The 19,540-nt window shown below is 39.8% G+C and carries 12 protein-coding genes; 1 reads left to right on the forward strand and 11 read right to left on the reverse strand.

Annotation, left to right across the window (positions count from 1 at the left end; all coding sequences use genetic code 11):
* The 10 genes from ACX5KA_RS12120 to ACX5KA_RS12165 form a co-directional block, all read right to left on the reverse strand.
* A partial coding sequence (locus ACX5KA_RS12120) for a hypothetical protein (protein ID WP_458731254.1) occupies positions 1-240 on the reverse strand: 240 nt, incomplete at its 3' end.
* A 626-nt stretch (positions 241-866) separates the two neighbouring features.
* Positions 867-3,794, reverse strand: coding sequence for a hypothetical protein (locus ACX5KA_RS12125; RefSeq protein ID WP_458731255.1), 2,928 nt, complete (start codon positions 3,792-3,794; stop codon positions 867-869).
* A 108-nt stretch (positions 3,795-3,902) separates the two neighbouring features.
* Entirely contained in the window at positions 3,903-8,615 is a 4,713-nt protein-coding gene (locus tag ACX5KA_RS12130) for a carboxypeptidase regulatory-like domain-containing protein (protein WP_458731256.1), read from the reverse strand.
* 30 nt (positions 8,616-8,645) lie between these two features.
* Positions 8,646-8,984: a hypothetical protein gene (locus tag ACX5KA_RS12135; protein ID WP_458731257.1), complete on the reverse strand. Its 339-nt coding sequence runs from the start codon at positions 8,982-8,984 to the stop codon at positions 8,646-8,648.
* A gap of 157 nt (positions 8,985-9,141) precedes the next feature.
* Positions 9,142-9,876, reverse strand: a complete 735-nt coding sequence (locus ACX5KA_RS12140; RefSeq protein ID WP_458731258.1) for a hypothetical protein — start codon at positions 9,874-9,876, stop codon at positions 9,142-9,144.
* A 4-nt stretch (positions 9,877-9,880) separates the two neighbouring features.
* Positions 9,881-10,897, reverse strand: a complete 1,017-nt coding sequence (locus ACX5KA_RS12145) for a glycosyltransferase (RefSeq protein WP_458731259.1) — start codon at positions 10,895-10,897, stop codon at positions 9,881-9,883.
* Between the two features lie 18 nt (positions 10,898-10,915).
* Complete coding sequence (locus tag ACX5KA_RS12150; RefSeq protein ID WP_458731260.1) at positions 10,916-12,244, reverse strand: hypothetical protein; 1,329 nt, start codon at positions 12,242-12,244, stop codon at positions 10,916-10,918.
* 13 nt (positions 12,245-12,257) lie between these two features.
* Positions 12,258-13,499, reverse strand: a complete 1,242-nt coding sequence (locus ACX5KA_RS12155; RefSeq protein WP_458731261.1) for a glycosyltransferase family 2 protein — start codon at positions 13,497-13,499, stop codon at positions 12,258-12,260.
* Positions 13,500-13,588: 89 nt separating this feature from the next.
* The gene (locus ACX5KA_RS12160; RefSeq protein WP_458731262.1) at positions 13,589-15,505 is read right to left on the reverse strand and encodes a rhamnan synthesis F family protein; all 1,917 of its coding nucleotides are present in this window, start codon (positions 15,503-15,505) and stop codon (positions 13,589-13,591) included.
* Position 15,506: 1 nt separating this feature from the next.
* Complete coding sequence (locus ACX5KA_RS12165) at positions 15,507-16,550, reverse strand: HAD family hydrolase (RefSeq protein ID WP_458731263.1); 1,044 nt, start codon at positions 16,548-16,550, stop codon at positions 15,507-15,509.
* Between the two features lie 258 nt (positions 16,551-16,808).
* On the opposite strand from ACX5KA_RS12165, the gene ACX5KA_RS12170 reads away from it, so the two are divergent.
* Positions 16,809-17,615 (forward strand): sulfotransferase family protein, encoded by an 807-nt coding sequence (locus tag ACX5KA_RS12170; RefSeq protein WP_458731264.1) that lies wholly within the window; start codon positions 16,809-16,811, stop codon positions 17,613-17,615.
* 347 nt (positions 17,616-17,962) lie between these two features.
* Here ACX5KA_RS12170 and ACX5KA_RS12175 read toward each other — a convergent pair whose 3' ends face one another.
* A complete protein-coding gene (locus ACX5KA_RS12175; protein ID WP_458731265.1) occupies positions 17,963-19,312 on the reverse strand; it encodes a flagellin N-terminal helical domain-containing protein in 1,350 nt (449 codons plus the stop codon).
* Between the last annotated feature and the right edge of the window lie 228 nt (positions 19,313-19,540).

The following is a 19,540-nucleotide window of genomic DNA, read 5'->3' on the forward strand; positions in this document are numbered from 1 at the left end:
TGACCCTAGCATAGTGCTCTCAGCACCGCTTCTGGCTTCTAAAGAATGAAATTGAAGCCCTTTCACATCCCAAGATGCTTCACTTTGGGTAAAATCACCGTTCGCTAGAACGTTGGTGGTGTAACTGCCCTCGTCAACCAGTCCATCATCATCTAGGTCGATGTCTGTATATGCGTGTGTGCAAGAGGAAAGAAATAGATAGAGGAAAAAGCACTTAGTTATTATTTTTAACGGTTTCACTTCTTTTCCTTAGTTGAAATGAAAGTGGCCATAATAATAATTACTTTGTTTTAGATACAGCCAAAGGCTACGGCCAAAGTCCTTTTTATGCCATCAAAAACAAATACTTAAGATTGCAATAGAAACACAGTACGTAATTAATGTCAATTTGTATAAAACTTCCCTGCTATAACTAAAAATAACACTGGCTCCTGTTAAGTATGCAAGATGGGCAGCATAACATGAAAAATCTCATCGAAAGAGTGTTGCTAATTCAGGGGTATAGGATCACAGTGAGTCAATTTTTTGTTGCTCCAATAGATTGAGCCAGTCTTGTATGCCTCTTCATTGATGTCGCTGCATGTTCATTCTGCTTGGTAAAGAGAGCACCATACCGTAGCTAACTTATGGATTAAATGTGGGGATTGCCAGACGCTCATAATAAAGGTTATGTCTCAATAATGATAACAGGAGGGTTGAATGTTTATAATTTGGGCGTTACTTCACCACGCTAATTTAACTTGATGGCTTGAGAGCTCCATAAGATGTCTCCAGAGGTATGCAGAAAAACTACCATTCCGCATACCCCATAGACTTTATTGATAGTTAAGCTATTCACATAGACTAACCAATGCCTCAGACTTTGATTAATTGGTTAGATCATAGTTTATAGATTTTACGGTACTTAAGCCGCTCACCTCACCATAAACCAGAATGTTGATTACACCAGAGCTGCTTGTATGATAAATCTTAGGCTTACTGTCCCACTCATTACCCAATTCTATTTGCCCAATGCTTTCACCCGCAGAACTTCGGATATTCAACTGCCACGCACCATTAGTTTTCCTTTTACCGAAAAGTGCAATATCAGAGCTTCTTGCAGCGTCTCTATCAATATCTCCCATGTACTCAAAAGACACATCTTCCCAATTATCTGGCCAACCTGTACTAGAAATAGTGTTATTTCTATCTCTACCATCTTTGACAATCATTTGATAACGTCCGGCTTCCTCTCTAAAGCCTACTAAAGCAAACTCACGCTGAGAATCATCATTTAAATCTCTAACTCTGAATAGCTCGAAGTCCGTCAACTCTGGCCACGAATATATGCCCAATGTACCAGCTCTATCTACTCCGCTTTTCGTGAAAAATTGAACTCGGCCATCATCTAACCGCTTAGCCAAGAGTCCATAGTCCAAACTACCATCTTCATTTATGTCGCCCGCGGTTCTCCAAGAAAAATCAGAATAATTAGCAGGGAAATTATAAGAACCAATCTTTTCACCATCTTGGCCAGAGCTAATTCTCACTTGGATTTTTCCGTTCGACTTTTGACCTATCATTGAAACATCTTGAACTCCATCACCATTAAAATCACTAAACCAGTTGTATTCTGCTTTTGAATAGATAGATGGATAAGAATGAAGCGCTAACCTTTCGCCAGTTACGGCATCCTTAACAAACAACTGAGGGCGACCGCCATCTTTGAACTTTCCTTGAATTGCGACATCAATAATACCGTCACCATTTGCATCTGTAGCCAACAAAAATTTAATGTCAGACCAATTTCCCGGCCAGTTGTGAACGACTACTCTTTCTCCCGTAACTGGGTCTTTAACAAATAACTGTGCCTTTTTAAGATTGTCACTTTCACCAACAAAATCAACGAAACCAAAGAGTCCAATCTCATTTACACCATCGCCGTTAATATCATCAAGGTGAACAAATTCGGCTTCTTTATAATCTTGATTCCAAGATATTGTTTGTAACACTTCATCGTCTATTCCGGAACGAATTACTACTTCATAACCATCGGTATACTTTGTTGCCACATACCAATCTGGAATACGGTCGTCATTAATATCGGTAAAGTATCTTATACTTAAAACCGTTTGTTCTCCTTTAATTGTAGGATCAAGTGGCGAACCATCTCTACCATCTGGCACACGATCTCCATCACTATCTCTGTTAGATGGATCCGTTCCCGCATTAAACTCTTGAAGATTAGTGAGGCCATCAAAATCAGCATCCGCACTTGCGTCAGTGGCATCTAGGTGATTCAGGCTATAAGAGTTTTCGAACAAATCCGACATACCATCGTTATCATCATCGTTATCATTACTATCATTGATGCCATCGCCGTCATTGTCTCCTTGTAGTTCTGAGTTCGTATAAAACTCCTCATATTGACTCATATCGGCCAGTTTAATTAGATTAACCCTCGGCTGTATTAAGTATCCATCTTCGTCTAACACACCGTCACTGTCATAGTCGTATTGCCAAAGGCTAAATTCTAAGACACGAGTAAAACCATTATCATCAGTTGATAACGGAACCCAAGTGCGCTCTCGATACAAATTATCAAAAGCATCAAATTTTAAAGCTACATTTCCGTTTGGTTTAACTTCATAAGTCCATCTGTCGTCGCCCAATCTTATAACTTCATCAATGTCATCACAGGCAACGCCTCGGTCGAGCGTTAAGTCTGGGTTGAAGACATATCCGAACGTTGACCAGCACTCGAGAATACCATCTTCATTATAATTTGCAGGATCTCGACCATTGATATAGGCGTTTTGAAAGAAAGGGAATGTGGTTGTAAGGTGTTTCGTAAAGTTAGCAGTATTGCCTTTTTTCTCGACCAAGAAATCACTCTTTAACGATATTAATTCACCACCTTCATATGTTTCTACCAAGACTTCCCAATCTTCACCATTTTGTGAATAGGGAAAATATTTATATAAAGTGTCCGCTGTAACTACTGTCACTGTGTTATTCGTATATGAAATACCAAACGACACGTTAAGTACTTGAGTGGTACCGACACCATTTGAAATATCACCACTTAGATCTGTTACAAAAGACTTTTCTTGGCCACCAAACGCTGAATTTAATTCGGTATAAAGTGGTAACGTCCACTCTTTGCTAGAAAAGTTCTCGATCTGAACCAGGCTGCTGGAATTAACACTTCGAAGATTAATATCTCTTGGTTCGCTTGTACTTAAAGCTTCAGGTTGTTCTGGCCCCCGCCAGCCGCCTTCAATGTTGTCAATAACGTCTTGAGGAATGATAAGGCGTTCAAAAGACTCGATAGTAAGAGTGGAAGTTTCATCTTCACTATTATGATTGCTAAGAATAAGTACCTTGGTGCCGTATACTACTTCATATTGCATAGTAGCAGGGATAATACCAGCTATATGCGCTTTCTCGAGCTGGTCAAAAACCTCATCCCCCCACTTTTGTCGGTAGTTTTCATCAAAAACACTTATCAAAGGAAAGTTAGAAGATGCCAACTCATTAATTGGTTTTATTAACAAGTCAGTACCGGATACTTCAATTTCCGCAACTCCAGGGCTCTGCAAGTTCAGACTGAAGCCTCGAGATAAAATAAACTCATCATCATTTTTTGAGAGTATGTAATTTGGTGTATTTCCGAGCCCTTCAACAGCACCTGGCTTATCAATTAGGACGTAGTCACTTTGCTGTATGACGTCATTTAACGAATTTGCAAAACCCTGGCATGGCACAAGACCTAAAGCGAAAAATATCGCAGTATTTGTTTTCTTTAGTATCATTTTCTTCTCTCGTACTAGCAAAATGATGTCGGAACTTATCGCAAATCACATTTCGCTAATTTTTCTGTTGGCAAAAAAAGGAGCCTTAAAAGGCTCCTTTATCATTTTCTATAAAACGATTATCGATTCATTTCCTGAGGCTCTATTACCAAAGGCAATAGCAGAAGGCTCCAAAGAGTCACCATTTCCAGGTATCACTAGAATTCTTGGTTCGACGCTCCAATCATCACCTAGCTCGACATTACCATAGTTACCGCCAGCCCCGTCTTTAATAGATATGAAATAACTCTCATTATTTCGACGTGAGACCAATCCAACTTCAGGTATGCCATCCGCATTCATATCTCCCATTACATGCAGTGATACAAACGTATTGTTAGTTGGCCATCCCATACTCATAAGTACGGATGAGCGATCTGAACCATCTTTGATTATCAGCTGATATCTATCGGAAGACGTTCTGAGGCCAAACACTCCCACCTCCGGAACACCATCAAAATTCATGTCTGGAACAGATACCAACTCGACATCAGTCATATCCGCCGGCCATGCATATATCCCTAAGCTTCCAACCCTTGTAGTGCCGCTTTTGGTAAATAATTGCCAACGACCATCTTCGCGATTTTTACCAAACAGTCCAAAATCGATGACGCCGTCAAAGTCAATGTCATGAAGTTTGTGCCACGATATTTTTTCCCAATTGTCGGCAAAGTTATAGGCAGGCATCTTATCTTTATCATCAGAACCAGACGTTACTTTAATTTGGATCTTGTTATTTTTTGACAGTCTACCAAACAGCCCAACTTCTCCAATGCCATCTCCGTTCATGTCAGATAACTGATGATACATTGGCGCTTCCTGAATTTTTGGATAGGCATAACGGGCGATGTTATCCCCTGAAACCGCATCTTTCACAACTAGTTGAGGGCGGTCTCCGTCAAAGAATAAGCCTTGTAAACCGAAATCTGCAACACCATCTCCATTGAGATCGCCCAGTTTAACTAAACTCATTTCAGTCCAGTTTGCAGGCCAGTTATAAACATTCACCCTTTCGGCTGTACCGCTGTCAAGAATAAATAACTGCGGTTTTTGCTGAACTGTACCGTCTTCTAGTTCAGACTCAATAAAGCCAAATAAGCCAACTTCTTGGTAACCATTACCGTTTATATCGTCAAACGCGATAACCTCGGCATTTGCATAAGTTCTTGGCCATGAAAGCTCTGTAAGTTTGGTACTCATGGCACTATCGTAAATATCTACTGCTATGTCACCCTGCAAACTTACCCTCTTAACAACACCAAGCGTATAGGCATCTTTATCGGTTGCATGCGGTAGATGCATTACATTTAGAATTGAAGCATCGTATACCAAAGGTCTACTGTCATTCTCATCTAAAATACCATCATTATCGTCATCGTTGTCAGTTGAGTCTGGGATGCCATCACCGTCTGAATCTTGCTCCGTGAAGGGGCAAAGATCAACTAGCTGCTCATAGGTTAACTCCCAATTGCTTCCCTCTAGGCATGTCAGCTCTTCGTTGCCCCATAACGAGAGGTAACGTAGCTGAGTTAAACTTTCAAAAACGCTAATATCTGAAATGTTGTTATCGCTGAGATATAAATACTCGAGATTCATGTCTCTCAAGAACTCTATGTCTGTCAATCCACTACCTGATATAACAAGATACCGCAGCTCTGTTAGCAAACGTAGAGGGGAAAAGTCTAGCCCTTCTTGGCCACTAAAACTAAAGTCGCGAAGATTTATCAAAGACGTAATCCACTCCATGTCTTCAACAGCGGTGTTATCCATGTATAACCTTTCAAGACTTGTTAATGCAGCTAATTTTGACATCTCAGAAGCTATATTTTGAAAACTATAAAGGGAGAGCGTTTCAAGTTTTACCAAAGATAGAAGAAAATCGATATTTCCTATATTAGTACCCCCATTAAGATAAAGTGAACGCAGCTGACTCATTCCACTAAGCCAGCTAATATCGCCTTCATAGTCATAAAGGTTAAGACTGAATGATGTTAAATTAGTTAGACCTTCAAATACGTCAAAATCCCCGGAATAACCTTCTAACTTAATATCTAGCTGTTCTAGCTGCTCTAGAGAAGCTAAAAAATCGAAACTCTCAGGAACAAGACTCCCCATATTTAGTGACTTAAGACTGCGTAATCGTACCAACTCAGAGAAGTTGTCTATATCTGCTGTAGACCACCCTATATCAAGTCGCTCTAAATTAGCAAACAACGATATTTCGGCTAAGCTTTCTAGCTGAACGTCATAGCACCTTAAGTGCTTAATATCGTGCGCAAATTCTGCTCCTGTGTTTCTCCATTCATCCATACTGTCGATTAGGCAGGCCTGCAGCGACTCATTATCTAGTGAAAGTTCGCTAAGAAACACAGGGTAAATGTTGGCATCGTTTGGATCTAGACCATATAGAATTTCAGCAACATCAGGCCAACCATCACTATCTGAATCCCTAGAGCTATCTATACCGCCCAAACCTTCAAACATTTGTGAATTTGTATCGTCGATGTCTAAAATACCGTCGCTGTCCGTATCGTTAACGTACGGTGACGACATAGCAGTGTACTCTTGAAGGAAAGTTAATCCGTCGCCATCCGAATCGTCAGTAGGTAGACGACTTCCGAATCTGTCTTCATAGAAATCAGGAACACCGTCTTGATCTCTGTCTTTTAGCTCGAAACTTCCAAGATAAATAATATCAGTATGTATATTACTAGTTATTTTTTGAGATACTTGCGACTCAAAATACCCTGGAATAGTCCCATTAACCTTCGTTATGAAGTCAACAAATATTGGCGCGGTGATAGTCGCGCTTCCAGACGCTCCAGTTACTCCAGCATGATTGACATACATATACTCAACACCTGTGAGGTAGCGTCCCGGGTTTCCTTGCACTGTCAATGGAATTCCGGCTATGGGGTTGCCACCGCTATCTACCGCTTTAAATGAGGCTTCTAGAACGGGAACTGTAATATTTTTTTCTGAATTTTCAACAACTGAAAATTTATCAGTTCTATGAGTCAAATAATTTCTGCCGAAGTAGCTTCCAGGTGACCAGTTTTCGTTATATTGGACCTCTACTCGATAAATACCTTCTGAAGGGGCTAGCAATCTGTACTCTCCCCTTTCGTTTGCTGTTGCTTCAGATACAATATTATAGTCTTCATCATAAAGCCTCGCCTTCAAGCCTAGCGGTAGGCCTTCAAGGTTTTGAATTATGCCACTTACCGTAATACCCTCGCCAGGTTCTGGCTCATCAGGTCCGCCATCGTCTTCTTCGTTTAATACGATGTTGAAGAGCTTGCCCTTACGGTTACTGGAATATGCTTCATACTTCCCAACCAAACCGCTGTCCGCTGGGGGAGCTACATAAACTTCTGTCAGGTTTAGAGGGACGTATATCTCAAAAATACCATTTTGATTTGTTAATTCGCCTCTATGATCAACATACGAATATATGAATCTGTCATTCCAATCAAAACTGTTGCTATCGTTTATTGAAACAGTAGCCCCTTCAATTCGATTGCCTTCCGTGTCAACTACCCTGCCTCGCTGTTTGTAAACGGGAAGAAATAAGTCAAATGATAAAAGTGTCGTCTCTTCCAGAGTCGCACTTAAATCCAATGATTCTAGGTTGTTAAAATAGTAATAGTTATAAACATCATTACTCGATGACCATTCGCGTTGGAAATTCGTAGAGGTGATAGTGTAGAAGTCCGCGGGGAGATTGAACTCCGCAGTATTAGAATCGCTAGGCGCACAGCGAGTTTCCTGAATACTATTGTCATTATTTTGCAAACGAGCACAGCCCCCAGAAAGAGGAGAACCATCAATGTCAAAAATAGAGATCTCAGCCTGATAGCCAACATCTGCCAGCTCTACATTAAAACTATTCAATGAAGCATCTGGCGTGGTCTCTAAGCCAGAAAATGAGGTTATATAAAGCGCACTCTCAGCATCATTTGGTTGTAACGAACCTGCTATCTGTTGACCGGCGGGAGCTAAAAAACTGGTCTCGTCGGCGTTGTAAGCGTAGCTGTAAACATATGCATTAACAAAGTCACCGTCACTGTCCTCGTAAGACAAGTTCATATTTATTCGAGAATTCGCATTTACTGCATTGCCGTTATAGGTAGGCATTATTTCTACTTCTTTAACTGGAAATAGAAAATCCTCGACAGATGCCTGCTGAATATCAACTTGGTCACCATAAACGCTCAAGCTAGCATATTGATCGTTGCTTCCATCGCCATTTGTGTCAATATCAGCGTAAAACGAATAGGAGACGCTATGACTCCCCTCAGGTAACGATACTGTGTACTGCCCGTCCTGGTTTGTATAGACGGTAATTTGGCCGAAGCCGTCATTACTGTTAAATCGAACTTCGGTTTCTGGGTAAGTGCGACCATTGAGGTCTGATATCGTCCCCGTGACTTCAAAATATTCTATGCTGGGCATTTCAACTTCGCTAAACAGCCATACATTATGGACATTTGAACCTTCAGTAACATCAGCAAAAGATTGTGAAGTATTGAAGTCGGATGACCTTACTCGAACACGATAGCGGCCTGGTTCGATATCCTCTATCGCGTACCTTCCGCTTTCATCGGTAGTTACGTTTGCGATCTGGTTTCCATCTTTTATGAAAATCACAGTAGCATTGGCGTAGGAAATTTCATCAAAGTTGATATGCCCGCTCAAATCCGCCGCATAAACAGCTGAGAGCGAGCTTCCTATGCTGAGCGCTGAAACTGCTATCGTTCCTTTAAACTTTCGACTTTTCATTGTCGATTCCTTCTATTTATATGGGGTGTATTAGTTTTGGTGAGTTAGTTTATCTATCCGCGGAACTATGCCAGGAACTCTAAGTTTGTTAGCCTCTTTGTAGTGTTTAAGAGCAAGCCTTTTATCTTGAAATTGACCTGGAGTTGCGTATAAATCTCCTAGATCGCGATGAGCCTCAGGAATACCTTGTTCTATCAATGATTGGATTTTTAAACGCTTTTTTTCGAATTCCCGTTGCTCTAAAACAAAATGTTTTTCAGATGCTGGAAGAGAAGATTTTTCAAGTTTTTTGAAGAAACGCTCATCAGATGATTGAGCAGAAGCGGATGTAGTAAAAGCTAAAAGTAGTGTGCAAATAACGACTTTCATCTCATCGTCCCTAATAAGAAGTTTGTTAGAGTTAGTTATAGAACAAAAATCACTCGATCGCAAACGTAAAATTAGGTCTTTTGCATATAATTTACGATGGCTCCCCCAGTAGATTATGATATCGGCGAAAGAGCCATAACTTTATTAATGGAGCTGGCTAAATAGCGCGGAGCTCTTCAATTAGTTCGTCATAACCTAAAGCTTGCACCAACTCTTGATCTAATTGGGACAATACACATTTAATGTCCTCGTTATCGAACATATTCATATATTCATGCTTAACGTAACTATCTTTATCAAAGCTTTCGCTTGTTTGATAGTCGCTCTTGGTAGACAAACTTTCAGCGTCGTTTATTCGCTTAACTTTTTTCTCAGGCACAAAAAATTCCCTATCAACCCGCACTAAACCAAGCTTGTTAGCGAGTCGCTGAGTAATAAGTTCAGGCTCTTCAACTAATCTTTCGTATCTCACATGTTGAAAGTCTTTGTGCGACAAATAGTTCCAATTCATTGCATTCCAAAAGTCTGCAGGACTGGAAAATCTCAACTGTGGGGAGTTAGGGTTTCCTTGATCAAATACGATTAGTTTACTTCGAATAAAAGATTTAAAGTCAGTGGGTGCAATAAGATTCCTCTGTACTTCTGTACGATATTTAAATAACGAGGATAAGAGAGAAAATGGGTTTTTTGTTATGAAAAATGCTTTCTCATAGTCAAACCGATATTCTGCATTTGAGTCAGAAGATATAATAGGTAAAAAGCCATGTTTCCACCCGAAGACATTGTTTTTAACAACACACTCGTAGTTTTGTTCTAAAAGCGCTTTTGCGAAATTAGTGCCGCTACGAAAACAGCCCATCATTGCAACTTTTTGCGTTTTATCGTTTTTCATAAAATTACTTTTTTAACTTCTTTTTGTATTCGGCAAGTTTTTGGTTTATCAACGGCCCTTGGGGTCTAATTATATGGGCTATTTTCATAAGAACATTTGAAAGAATTAAATTTTTGCTCTCTAGCAATATGGCAGCTTCTCTTATCTCATTTACAGACTTTTTCACGCTACTTTCAAGTTTGCCAGTGTTCTCGTTGGATACTTTCAAGTTAATGCTACGAACCAAGTCGTACCCGTTTATAGAGCAATCGGAAAAGGAACTCGTTTGGATTAAGCTCTGCAATTCAGGGTAGTGCGATATCACTGCCTTCATCTGTTTCGTATTTGCATCGCCCGCATTGTGTGTGAGATATAGCGCATCCTCTTGAGTTCCCTCAATTGGCTTCATCCCCGCCGAGGCACTCAGTGGCATAATGACTGTTTCACTATTGTTGAGCATTGCCATAGCCTTGAACCATAGATCGTCAGCGGTTGGACAAAGTGATTGATAAAGAGATTTATTAAATACATCTTGATGTAAGGAGTTTGATGGATAAAGGATACCTGCATAGCCTATGGGGAGTAACGCAGTTTTACTCTTTATCTCTTGTTCTAACTGAATAAATTGCCAATCTGGATAAGGCTTTACTTCTTGGTCCTCCACGCGAATAACTCGCCCGCGGGCTCCAATTATACAATTAGGATATTTATTATTATACGCAAGAAGATGCTCTACGATAGTAGGAGGATATTCGAAGTCGTCATCAAATGTTATAACCGTGGCATCTGGGTATTTTTCTAAAGTCGGTATCAGTTTCTTGAAGCTTTTGGTATTTTCACAAAACTCCACACGGAAAATGTTAGATTGCAACGCCGATAGCTCGTCAGGGATAGTATCTTTAGAAAACTCCTCCTTATCAAGCCAGAGAATAATTTTGTCTGGGCAAACTGTTTGATTTAATAATGAGGAGATTGTTTTGTGTACGGTTTCAGTTCGTCTCGAATAGGTTGTAAGAGATGCGACTACTTCTTTCTTTTTCATTGAAAACATTTTGTTGACTCAGAAACTTGTTTGGCAAATGTGTTTTGCATATTCGATAAGCTTGCGATTAATAATGTCACCATGCGGTCTAAACTCTTTGGCTTTAGCCATATGTTTAAATGCCTGTAAAATATCGCCTTGAGACTCTAAGTATATCGCAAGTTCTCGCAAAAATAGTCCTTCATCCATATGTTTACGCACTTTAAAGGTCTTCATTAGTGCTTCAATGTGACGCTGCTCGAGAGGAGGATTGGTAGGTTCTTTGTTTACAGAGATCGATAGAAAGCTTGATAATTTCAAGAGTTTCTCCTTAAGCCTTTTTTTTTCATTTACTTTAGTAAGTACCTCACTTGAAAGCGGCTCAAAATTAATAAAAGAAAGCTTTTTAGTCGTCACTACCTGCTTAATTTTATAGAACAATGCTGGAGAGTATTCATTTATAGCCTTTAAAATTACAAGGGCATCTTTATCCCTCAGTGTCTGCTCATGAGTCTCTTTTTGCTTTTTACTCTCTATATAAGCTAGAAACTTATCACCATTAACATTAAGTTCCTTGAACAAGCCATTTAACTCAGACAATGTTAGACGTTTGAAGGCGGCGAACTGTTCGTTGCTATATACAGAAAACGTCATAGTTCCATACTCGAACTGCTGTAGAAATATATCAAGCTTCTTATGCATCTCTTGCAAAGGAAACTGGTTGAGTATTCTTTTAAACTCAAGCGCTTGAAGCGAGTAGGAGCGATTGATGAGCTTGGCAGTTTCAACGTGTGTCGAAGACATTCCAATTGCAAATAGAAAATCCTGAACTATATTCCCACCTTGAAAAAAATCACTACCGTAAAATCTGATAGTTAATTCATGATTTTGTGTCGCGCAAGCTCTATTCAACTTTTTAAGCTTTCCGAAATTAACTGATTCAGGAACTTTTATAACAGAAGTGTTAAAATGCCGTTTAACCGATTGGTTATAGAGTGACTCTGACGACTCCATAGGGTTACGCAAATAAAAAATAAAATTTGCGTCGTCGAAAAACTCAGTAATGGGCTCACACCTTGCAGCAAAAGCTTCTGAAGAAAGCAGCAAGTACTTCGCACCTTTCTCTGCGGCTTCTTTAAGCAAGTTATCAGCTTTAACTGGATCAAACTCATACCGTTGACTGTCGGACTCAGTAAAAATACTTTTAAAGTTGCCCGAACTTATTCCATTAGCATCTACAGGGTGCTCCGGATAATAATATCCGTTCTTTAGAAGAAGCGTTCGATTGCTAGCTAACCACTCTTGGATAACCGAGGAACCAGTCTTACCTGGCCCGATATGTATTATTAATTTGGGACTTGAACTCACAAAACACCTTTAGCTAGCTAATCGTTTCCGAAGCCTTTTTATTCTTAAACTCATTTAGCTTTGCGAGAATAACAGGTCCATTTGGATTCAGCTTTTTCGCTATCTCCATCAGTTCTATAGCTTCATCTAAGTTTTGTGACGCAGCATCAATAGCAAGGTCTCGGATAAATTTGAAGTCTTCAGCTCTAGACGCAACTAAACGCTTACGTACGTTGCAGAAAACGTTAGTGACTTCCGGTAGCTTCACACCTCTAAAGATCTGCATCATTAGAGGATAATTAGCCTTAACATGCTTTTCTAAATTTTCGAGTGAAAGTTTCAATCGCTGTTCAACAAAACTTTCCGCTTCTTGTTTATGTTCGACGTAATTCACTTCAGACTCAAAGTCTTTATAACTCTTAATATAACGGTCATATAAACTATCCGGTAACTTCACATCACGAAACATCTTGTCTTTTTGAGGTAAACCATATCGATTACTCTTATATGGAAATAGGTCGCCGGGTCGACCTCTTAAAAGCAGTGATACATATTCCTCTGCAGACCTGTGAGCCCGATGATAGATGAAAGCGTTTTTCAAACCCTGTAACTCGGGAGCTACAGCTTGTATCAAACTCGGGCGTGGTTTAAATGCCTGTCCATCCGCAAGTACATGATTAACACTCCCCGAAAATAATGGAACGTGATGGCGCAATTCTTTTACCGGCACATTGATGGGGTAAACAGTTTTTACAAGGGGCGATAGATTTCCCGATACAATGTTTGGCAGTTGTGACAACTTCGGAAGGTTACCTTCATCATTCATCCACTCAAAAGAAATAACATCATTAGAGTTTCTTGACTGGAGGAATTCTTTTATTGTGGTTTGAAAATCTAATGGAAGCCAATACTCGTCGATATCTAAAAAAATTATATGAGTGAATGCTTGCTCTTTTCTAACCTCATGCCAAACTTTGTTATACACAACAAATTGTATTTGTTTTTTTGCATCTTCAGGACACATATCAACCCAATCTGCAGAGTCCCAACTGACATTCGGATATGAAGCGCAAATATCATCTAGTACATCAGATGAGTTATCAGTCGTTCTGTTGATATATATTTCAATATCATCAAAGCCAAAATATATATGATGATGAACCCACTGCGTAAGATATGCTGCTTCATCTTTAGCAATGGCTACAAGTTTGACACGTACATCTTTTGGGGATGATACTTCGCTGCTTAATCGTTTCGTGGTAAAAAAACTATTCATAAAATTTCCGATTCTTCCCAACCTTCAAACACCCTAGTAAAGAGCTAAATTGAAGGGCGTCCTCTACTATATATGACCGACAAAACACCTCATTCACCGAAAAATGGGTAACGACCAAAATGAGAAATGTTCTTTCCCCATTTTAAGATAGCTTGCTCAGATGAAAAATCTGGCGTTTCGAAGCCTGCAATTCTCCACTTATCTATGGGGTTCAAGATATGTACATTTTGAAGCCCATAATCGCCACATATTTGGGCATCTGAACGAACGTTATCCCCTACGTGAATATGGCTTTTTCCGTTCTTAGCTAATAGATCTTTAACATACGTCCACATAGTCCCCGTATCTTTGCGCAAGCCTAAGTCAGCACTCACGAAAAGTTTATAAGGAATCGATATACCGATCTTTTTAAGCATTTGAGCTATTTGCGACTTGGTGTAATAGATATCGGTGATAAACCAAATTTCTCTTCCCATTTCGTTCAAATCATGAACTATTTTTACGATCTCATCTTTTGGTAACGACATATCCAAGTCGAAATCAAACTCACGGCATGCCCATCGCTCAGCCAATTCGAGAGGAAAGTTATAAGATACAGCAAGTCTTTCATAGGTCTCAAAGATATCTACGTCCTTTTCAAAATCCTTTGCCTTGCGACATTCTAATTCGGCCGTGTTTCTCGCTTCAATAAAGCTTTCAGCGGATTTAAAATATCCCTCTCGCGCGATTTCCTTACCAAGTTTTAGTTTTGCATAATCTGGTGCTGTGTACTCTCTACGTAAGATGGTGTCGAAGATATCGAACGATACTATTTCAAAGCTTTGAAGATCACTTTTAAGAGATTCTGGTGTTTTGAAATAGCTAGATGAAATGTAAGTTTTATCTGTAGTGAACTTACCTTGGGGAGGATAATAAAAATACTGCTCATACCCTCCTTTTTCTGTAAGTAAACCAAGGGTTCTCTCTAATGCATGTAATTTACTACCATCATTTGGCAGTGGCTCTTCAGGAAAGTCCTCATAGCTATAACTTTGGTCTAATAAAGGCTTTAGAGCACTCGGCCTCGCCCAAAACATGCCACCTACAGGATAATTCACGAAGTTATCAGAGATATCAATTCGCCACTCTCTCTCGTAGTCGGCTGCAAAAGACTTATTACAAGTCCAATGGTTTACCCAAGCTGGCATCATCCAAAAAGATGTTGGGTAATACATACCCAGCTTTTTGTTTTTGTCAAAAAGGCGCAGTAATGACTTCACTACGTGTTTATCTTTAAGAAGAAAGTTATGCAAATAATCGAACCATTGCGTTTGCTCTCGACCACTGTAAAGTGACTTTTTAGAATGCAAGTGACACATTAGATCGTATTTCAACAATTCTTTACTAAAGTTAACTAGAAACGGTCCAAAATTCCTTCCTCGATTTTCACAAATCACGGCTTTAACCTTGCCAACATTTTTGAGCTCGGAAAAAACTTTATAAGAATTATGTTTTATTTGCTCGCTTGAAGCTGTTATGAAAATGTCAACGTTGGTAGGGAAGTTCCTTACAGACTCGGCAAACTTGTCAACAAAGTCGCTATAGAAGATGTGGAGCACTAGCGCCACCTTCTGCTCTTTCCAACTTGAGGTCTCTTCTGGTATTAACTCTGTTGCTGGAATCCATCTGTTAATTGCTGGCGAACTAAGTCGCCCCTCTTCTCTACCATGATACATATAATGTAGAAGCGGATTGGTCCCGCTTAGATAAATATCGACATTGGCTCTCTGATAAAACTCAGTATCAAAGTTGCGAGAAGGGTTCACATTACTAGATGTAGACTTCGCTAGGTAGTCGTTGAAGGCTGCTAACTCGTGAGGAAACTGACCATAGTGCTCTTGATACCAGTTCAAGTCGAAAAGGCCTAACTGTTTTGCATTTTTAAACGCTTTCGCAACTTTTGGACTTGTGGTCATTTCCAGAGACTGCTGCGCTCTACGAACTATTTTTTTTACATCATTTTTCATGTTACAAACCAAAAAAGTCTAGCGGATTTAAGTCGCCTTGGCCCGAGATGGCGTCGTCTAAAATAAATAGAGGCCAAGATGCTCTAGGTAAGAGGTTTCTGTGGGTAACGTACATTTCAAAGAGTTGCTCTATCTCTTCTGTCGAAAAATCAACGTTGTTGGTTTGCGTATCACTTATGCACTGAAGAGCACCGGAGAGTAGATAGTCTAACTTATAGAAGTTTTCTTGGTTATGATTTCGTTTACCAAAGCAAAAATTAAACTTGTCCTGCTCTACTCCTGGAAGTATGTCTACAAACTGACCGTCAGGCGCGGTGAGTAGTGATTCTAGAAACATTGAACGATCTAATAATATGTAACCATTTCCCATTTTGACATTAGTTTTAAAACAATGTGAGATATTGTAAGTAGCATTACCTATACGGCCACGCCCTGACTTTGTGGTGACCATGTAGATACCTTCTACATGCTTATTGGCCAGTAATGCCAACAGTTTCTGAATAGTGCCGGAATACCCAATGTCTAAAACTACAGGAAGTGTTTCTTTGCCAGTAAAGTTGATTTTGTCTAGATACTGAAGATAGCATTTTCGTGAGTTTTCAACTAGTGATGAGATAAGCGCTTTCTTTTGTTCGAGAATCTCAAATATTATCTTGTTGTCGGCTGGAAGCTTGACCTTTGAAGCACCCTTTACGTCCTTAAGGATTTCGTCGACCTCTTCACTAGAAAAAGCATATCTAGCGATAAAGAAATCTTTGAGGGTACCCTCAAAAGAATGGTTAACACTTAATTCCCAAGACTCTTTAAGATCAAGCGTAATCCGAAATAGGAATGTTCTTGACGCATACAGATAATAAGAGCCATAATTTTTGCTTTCTAAATGAATATCAAAGGCTTTTTTTAAAGCGTAACCTTCTCTTGCGAGATGATAAACGGTTGGGCTTTGTTGTTCTTCCAGCTGCCGATAAACGTTGGAGGTGAAACTGCCAAGAATAGGCCCCAAAAAGTTATAGCCAAATTCTTTTAACGATACGAGGTCTAACATTGTTTAAACTTGTCCTTGAACTTACCCTTCGACTGCCTTGCCGTTGCTCGACACAGTAACCAATAATAATATCACTAATAAAGGGGGGAAGTCCCGTGGGTTTGATTAGTTTTTTGCTTAAGCACTAGCTAGAATGGTCATTGCTAGTCAATTTTGCATGGTAAGTGATAACAATACTATCGTTCTTCGCTATGCTTTGCTATCAGGGACTTGATGGCAGGTAATAGCGCCCACCTAAAGAAGTTAGTCTGGTAATATATGCAAAAGTTTAACGCATACACCTGCTCTACCTCTACGCTTAGTAGCTACCATAAACATTTATATTTAAAACATGAAATAGCTTTGCCCAGAATGTACAGATTATCGTTAGTCCACACAATTGAAAAAACGTTGTCCCCAAAGCTTGTTAGCAGACAATCTCCACATTACGTTATAGGCTGGTGTGTATATCATGTCCCTAAAACAGCTGGAAGTTCACTGCGTCAAAGCTTTATAACTAGCTTTGGTGAAAGAGCTGTTTTTGGCATTTATCGTAACACTGGCGCAAACTCTCTGAGGAAAGGGAAACCGATCTGGATACCTAAACGTTCAAGCGTTGTATTTGGGCATCTTCCCACCCATGAGAATCATCAAATTATGTTTCCCAATGCCAAGAAGATAACTTGGGTCAGAGAGCCGCTTGAGCGAGTTTGGTCTTTGCTTAGGCATTACTTTTATATTGGCGAACAATCTCCCCAATACAATACAATAACAGAGCTTTACATAAATAAAGGGATCTTTAAGAAAGAGGCTATCTTCGAACGTATCCTCAAAGACAAATTGTTTTCTAAAAGTACACACGTATATTCTAATTACTTTGCAGTGATACCACTTTCTGAATTTGACTTTGTCGGAAGTGTAAATCGAAATACAGAAGATCTGACAAAACTGCAAAAGCTGCTCGGAAAGTCAATCACTGAATCAAACGAAAACATCCGAAACAGCAAGAAAACTTTCCCTGAGTCATTACGCTATTTAGAGAAAGAATTAGAGGCTGAATACGAAATAGTATCTGACTATCTTTAAATTAGCTTTTTATACACCCAAACCTGTCAGAGTACTTGTCATTGTTGCCCCCCAAATGACTTACTACTTTTCAATAGGCTAGTAATATTTGATTGTATTTTCGGTCGCGTAATGACGAAACGGTTAACATAAAGCTCCTTGCTATGAAAAACAGAAATACATGAGTTACGTAAAGTTAGGCAGAGAACTTTATTTTCAATGCGCTGCTGGGATACTTACCAACAGCTTTCAGCAAACAACAAGCCAAAGTAATGAATCAAGATATAAATAATAATGGAGTTCAGTGTTATGAGTCTGCCTCCAATCACTCTCTGCAAAGCATCAATATTGAGAATACAAATGATTTGCTAATTATCGCCAATAGCTCCCAACAACCCCAACACTTGCTCATCACTGGACTTCGCCTGAGCGCGAACAGAGATACTTGCTTGCTCGACTATCTGGGCCTGTGTGGACTTAGCAGTTTCTGCTGCAAAGTCAGTATCGAGGATTTGAGAGCGGGCCGCCATTAAGCCTTCGTGCATACGGTCATTAAGTTTGAGCGCTGACTCCATTTGATTCATTTTTGCGCCATAGAAAGCGCGACTCTCGCTAACATATTCCAATGCATCATCAATTTGCTGTAACGCTACTTCTGCATTTTCAAAGGAAAGCACATCGCTTTCAACCATGTCTAGGTCAGATAAACCCACTGGCGTTTTAGTTAAGTTTACAAAATCAGTGCCATCACCTAGCGAGTTAGTAGCAGTGATATCCACAGGACCCGCTTCAAAGCTATTTCCACCGCTTCCCGCAGCACCTAACGAATCCCAGTCTACTGTGGCATCAAATACACCTCGCCCCACTACTGCAATAATGAGCGGCTCTCTGGTGTTATCAATGGTTAAACTTTCTGTTGTTACGCCTGGGTGTTGGTCACCTGAGAAGGTAAATGTTGTTCCGTTAATTGTACCAGAACCACTTGTAATCAATGAACTACCATCGTAGCTTGCTGTGGGTGCATACCCTTCTTCAGGTAGGAATAAAAAGCGTTTGATGTCGCTTGTTGAGTTTACGTTATTGGTACCCCACACATTATCAGACAGTGGTGTGCCAACTAGATGCCTTCCGCTTGTTGTAAATACCTGCAGATCATCATCTGCCGAAAAGCTATCAATATCTATAGATATATTTGTTGAACCAGCTGGAATGTACGCTACGGAACGTAAACCACTGCTCAATCGCGTTGTATTACCCTTAACAAAGGTATCGCCAATTGAGGGTACGTTATCTGACAATAAATCGTTATCACCTAACAAGGGCAAACGGTTAAACGCTTCCGTGTTGTAGGCAATGCCATTGAGCGCGTTTTTCAATTGCTGGAATTCTTTATCTAGTGCTCGCCTATCAGCATCTGTGTTGATGCCGTTTTGAGACTGCATCGCTAATTGCCGCATACGCTGCAATATATCGGCAGACTCTTGCAGCCCCCCTTCTGCTATTTGCGCATAGCTAATGCCGTCATTTAAGTTACGGCGAAGTTGATTTTTGGCAATGGACTCTGACGTTAAACGGTTGGAAATTTGTAAGCCAGCACTGTCATCTGCAGCACTATTTATTCTAAGCCCTGAACTTAGCTGTTCATAAGCTGTAGACAGCGTTTTACTAAACACTGGGTTTGATGATAACGATTGCGTGAACGATGAAACGGTTAACATAAACTTCCTTGCTATGAAAAACTGAAATACATAAATTACGAAAAACTAGCAGAGAGCAACGTTTTCAATGCACGGTTTGAATACTTACTTGAAGATTTTCTGTAAATAACATAGCAAGCAACAAGCCAAAGTGATGAATAGACGTTTAAAAAATTAGATTTAGTTGCTTGGTACAAAAAGAATGGGGTCAGAGTAACGACTCTGACCCTGAGGTATCCCCACAAATAA

The sequence above is a fragment of the Alteromonas alvinellae genome (assembly GCF_902705805.1).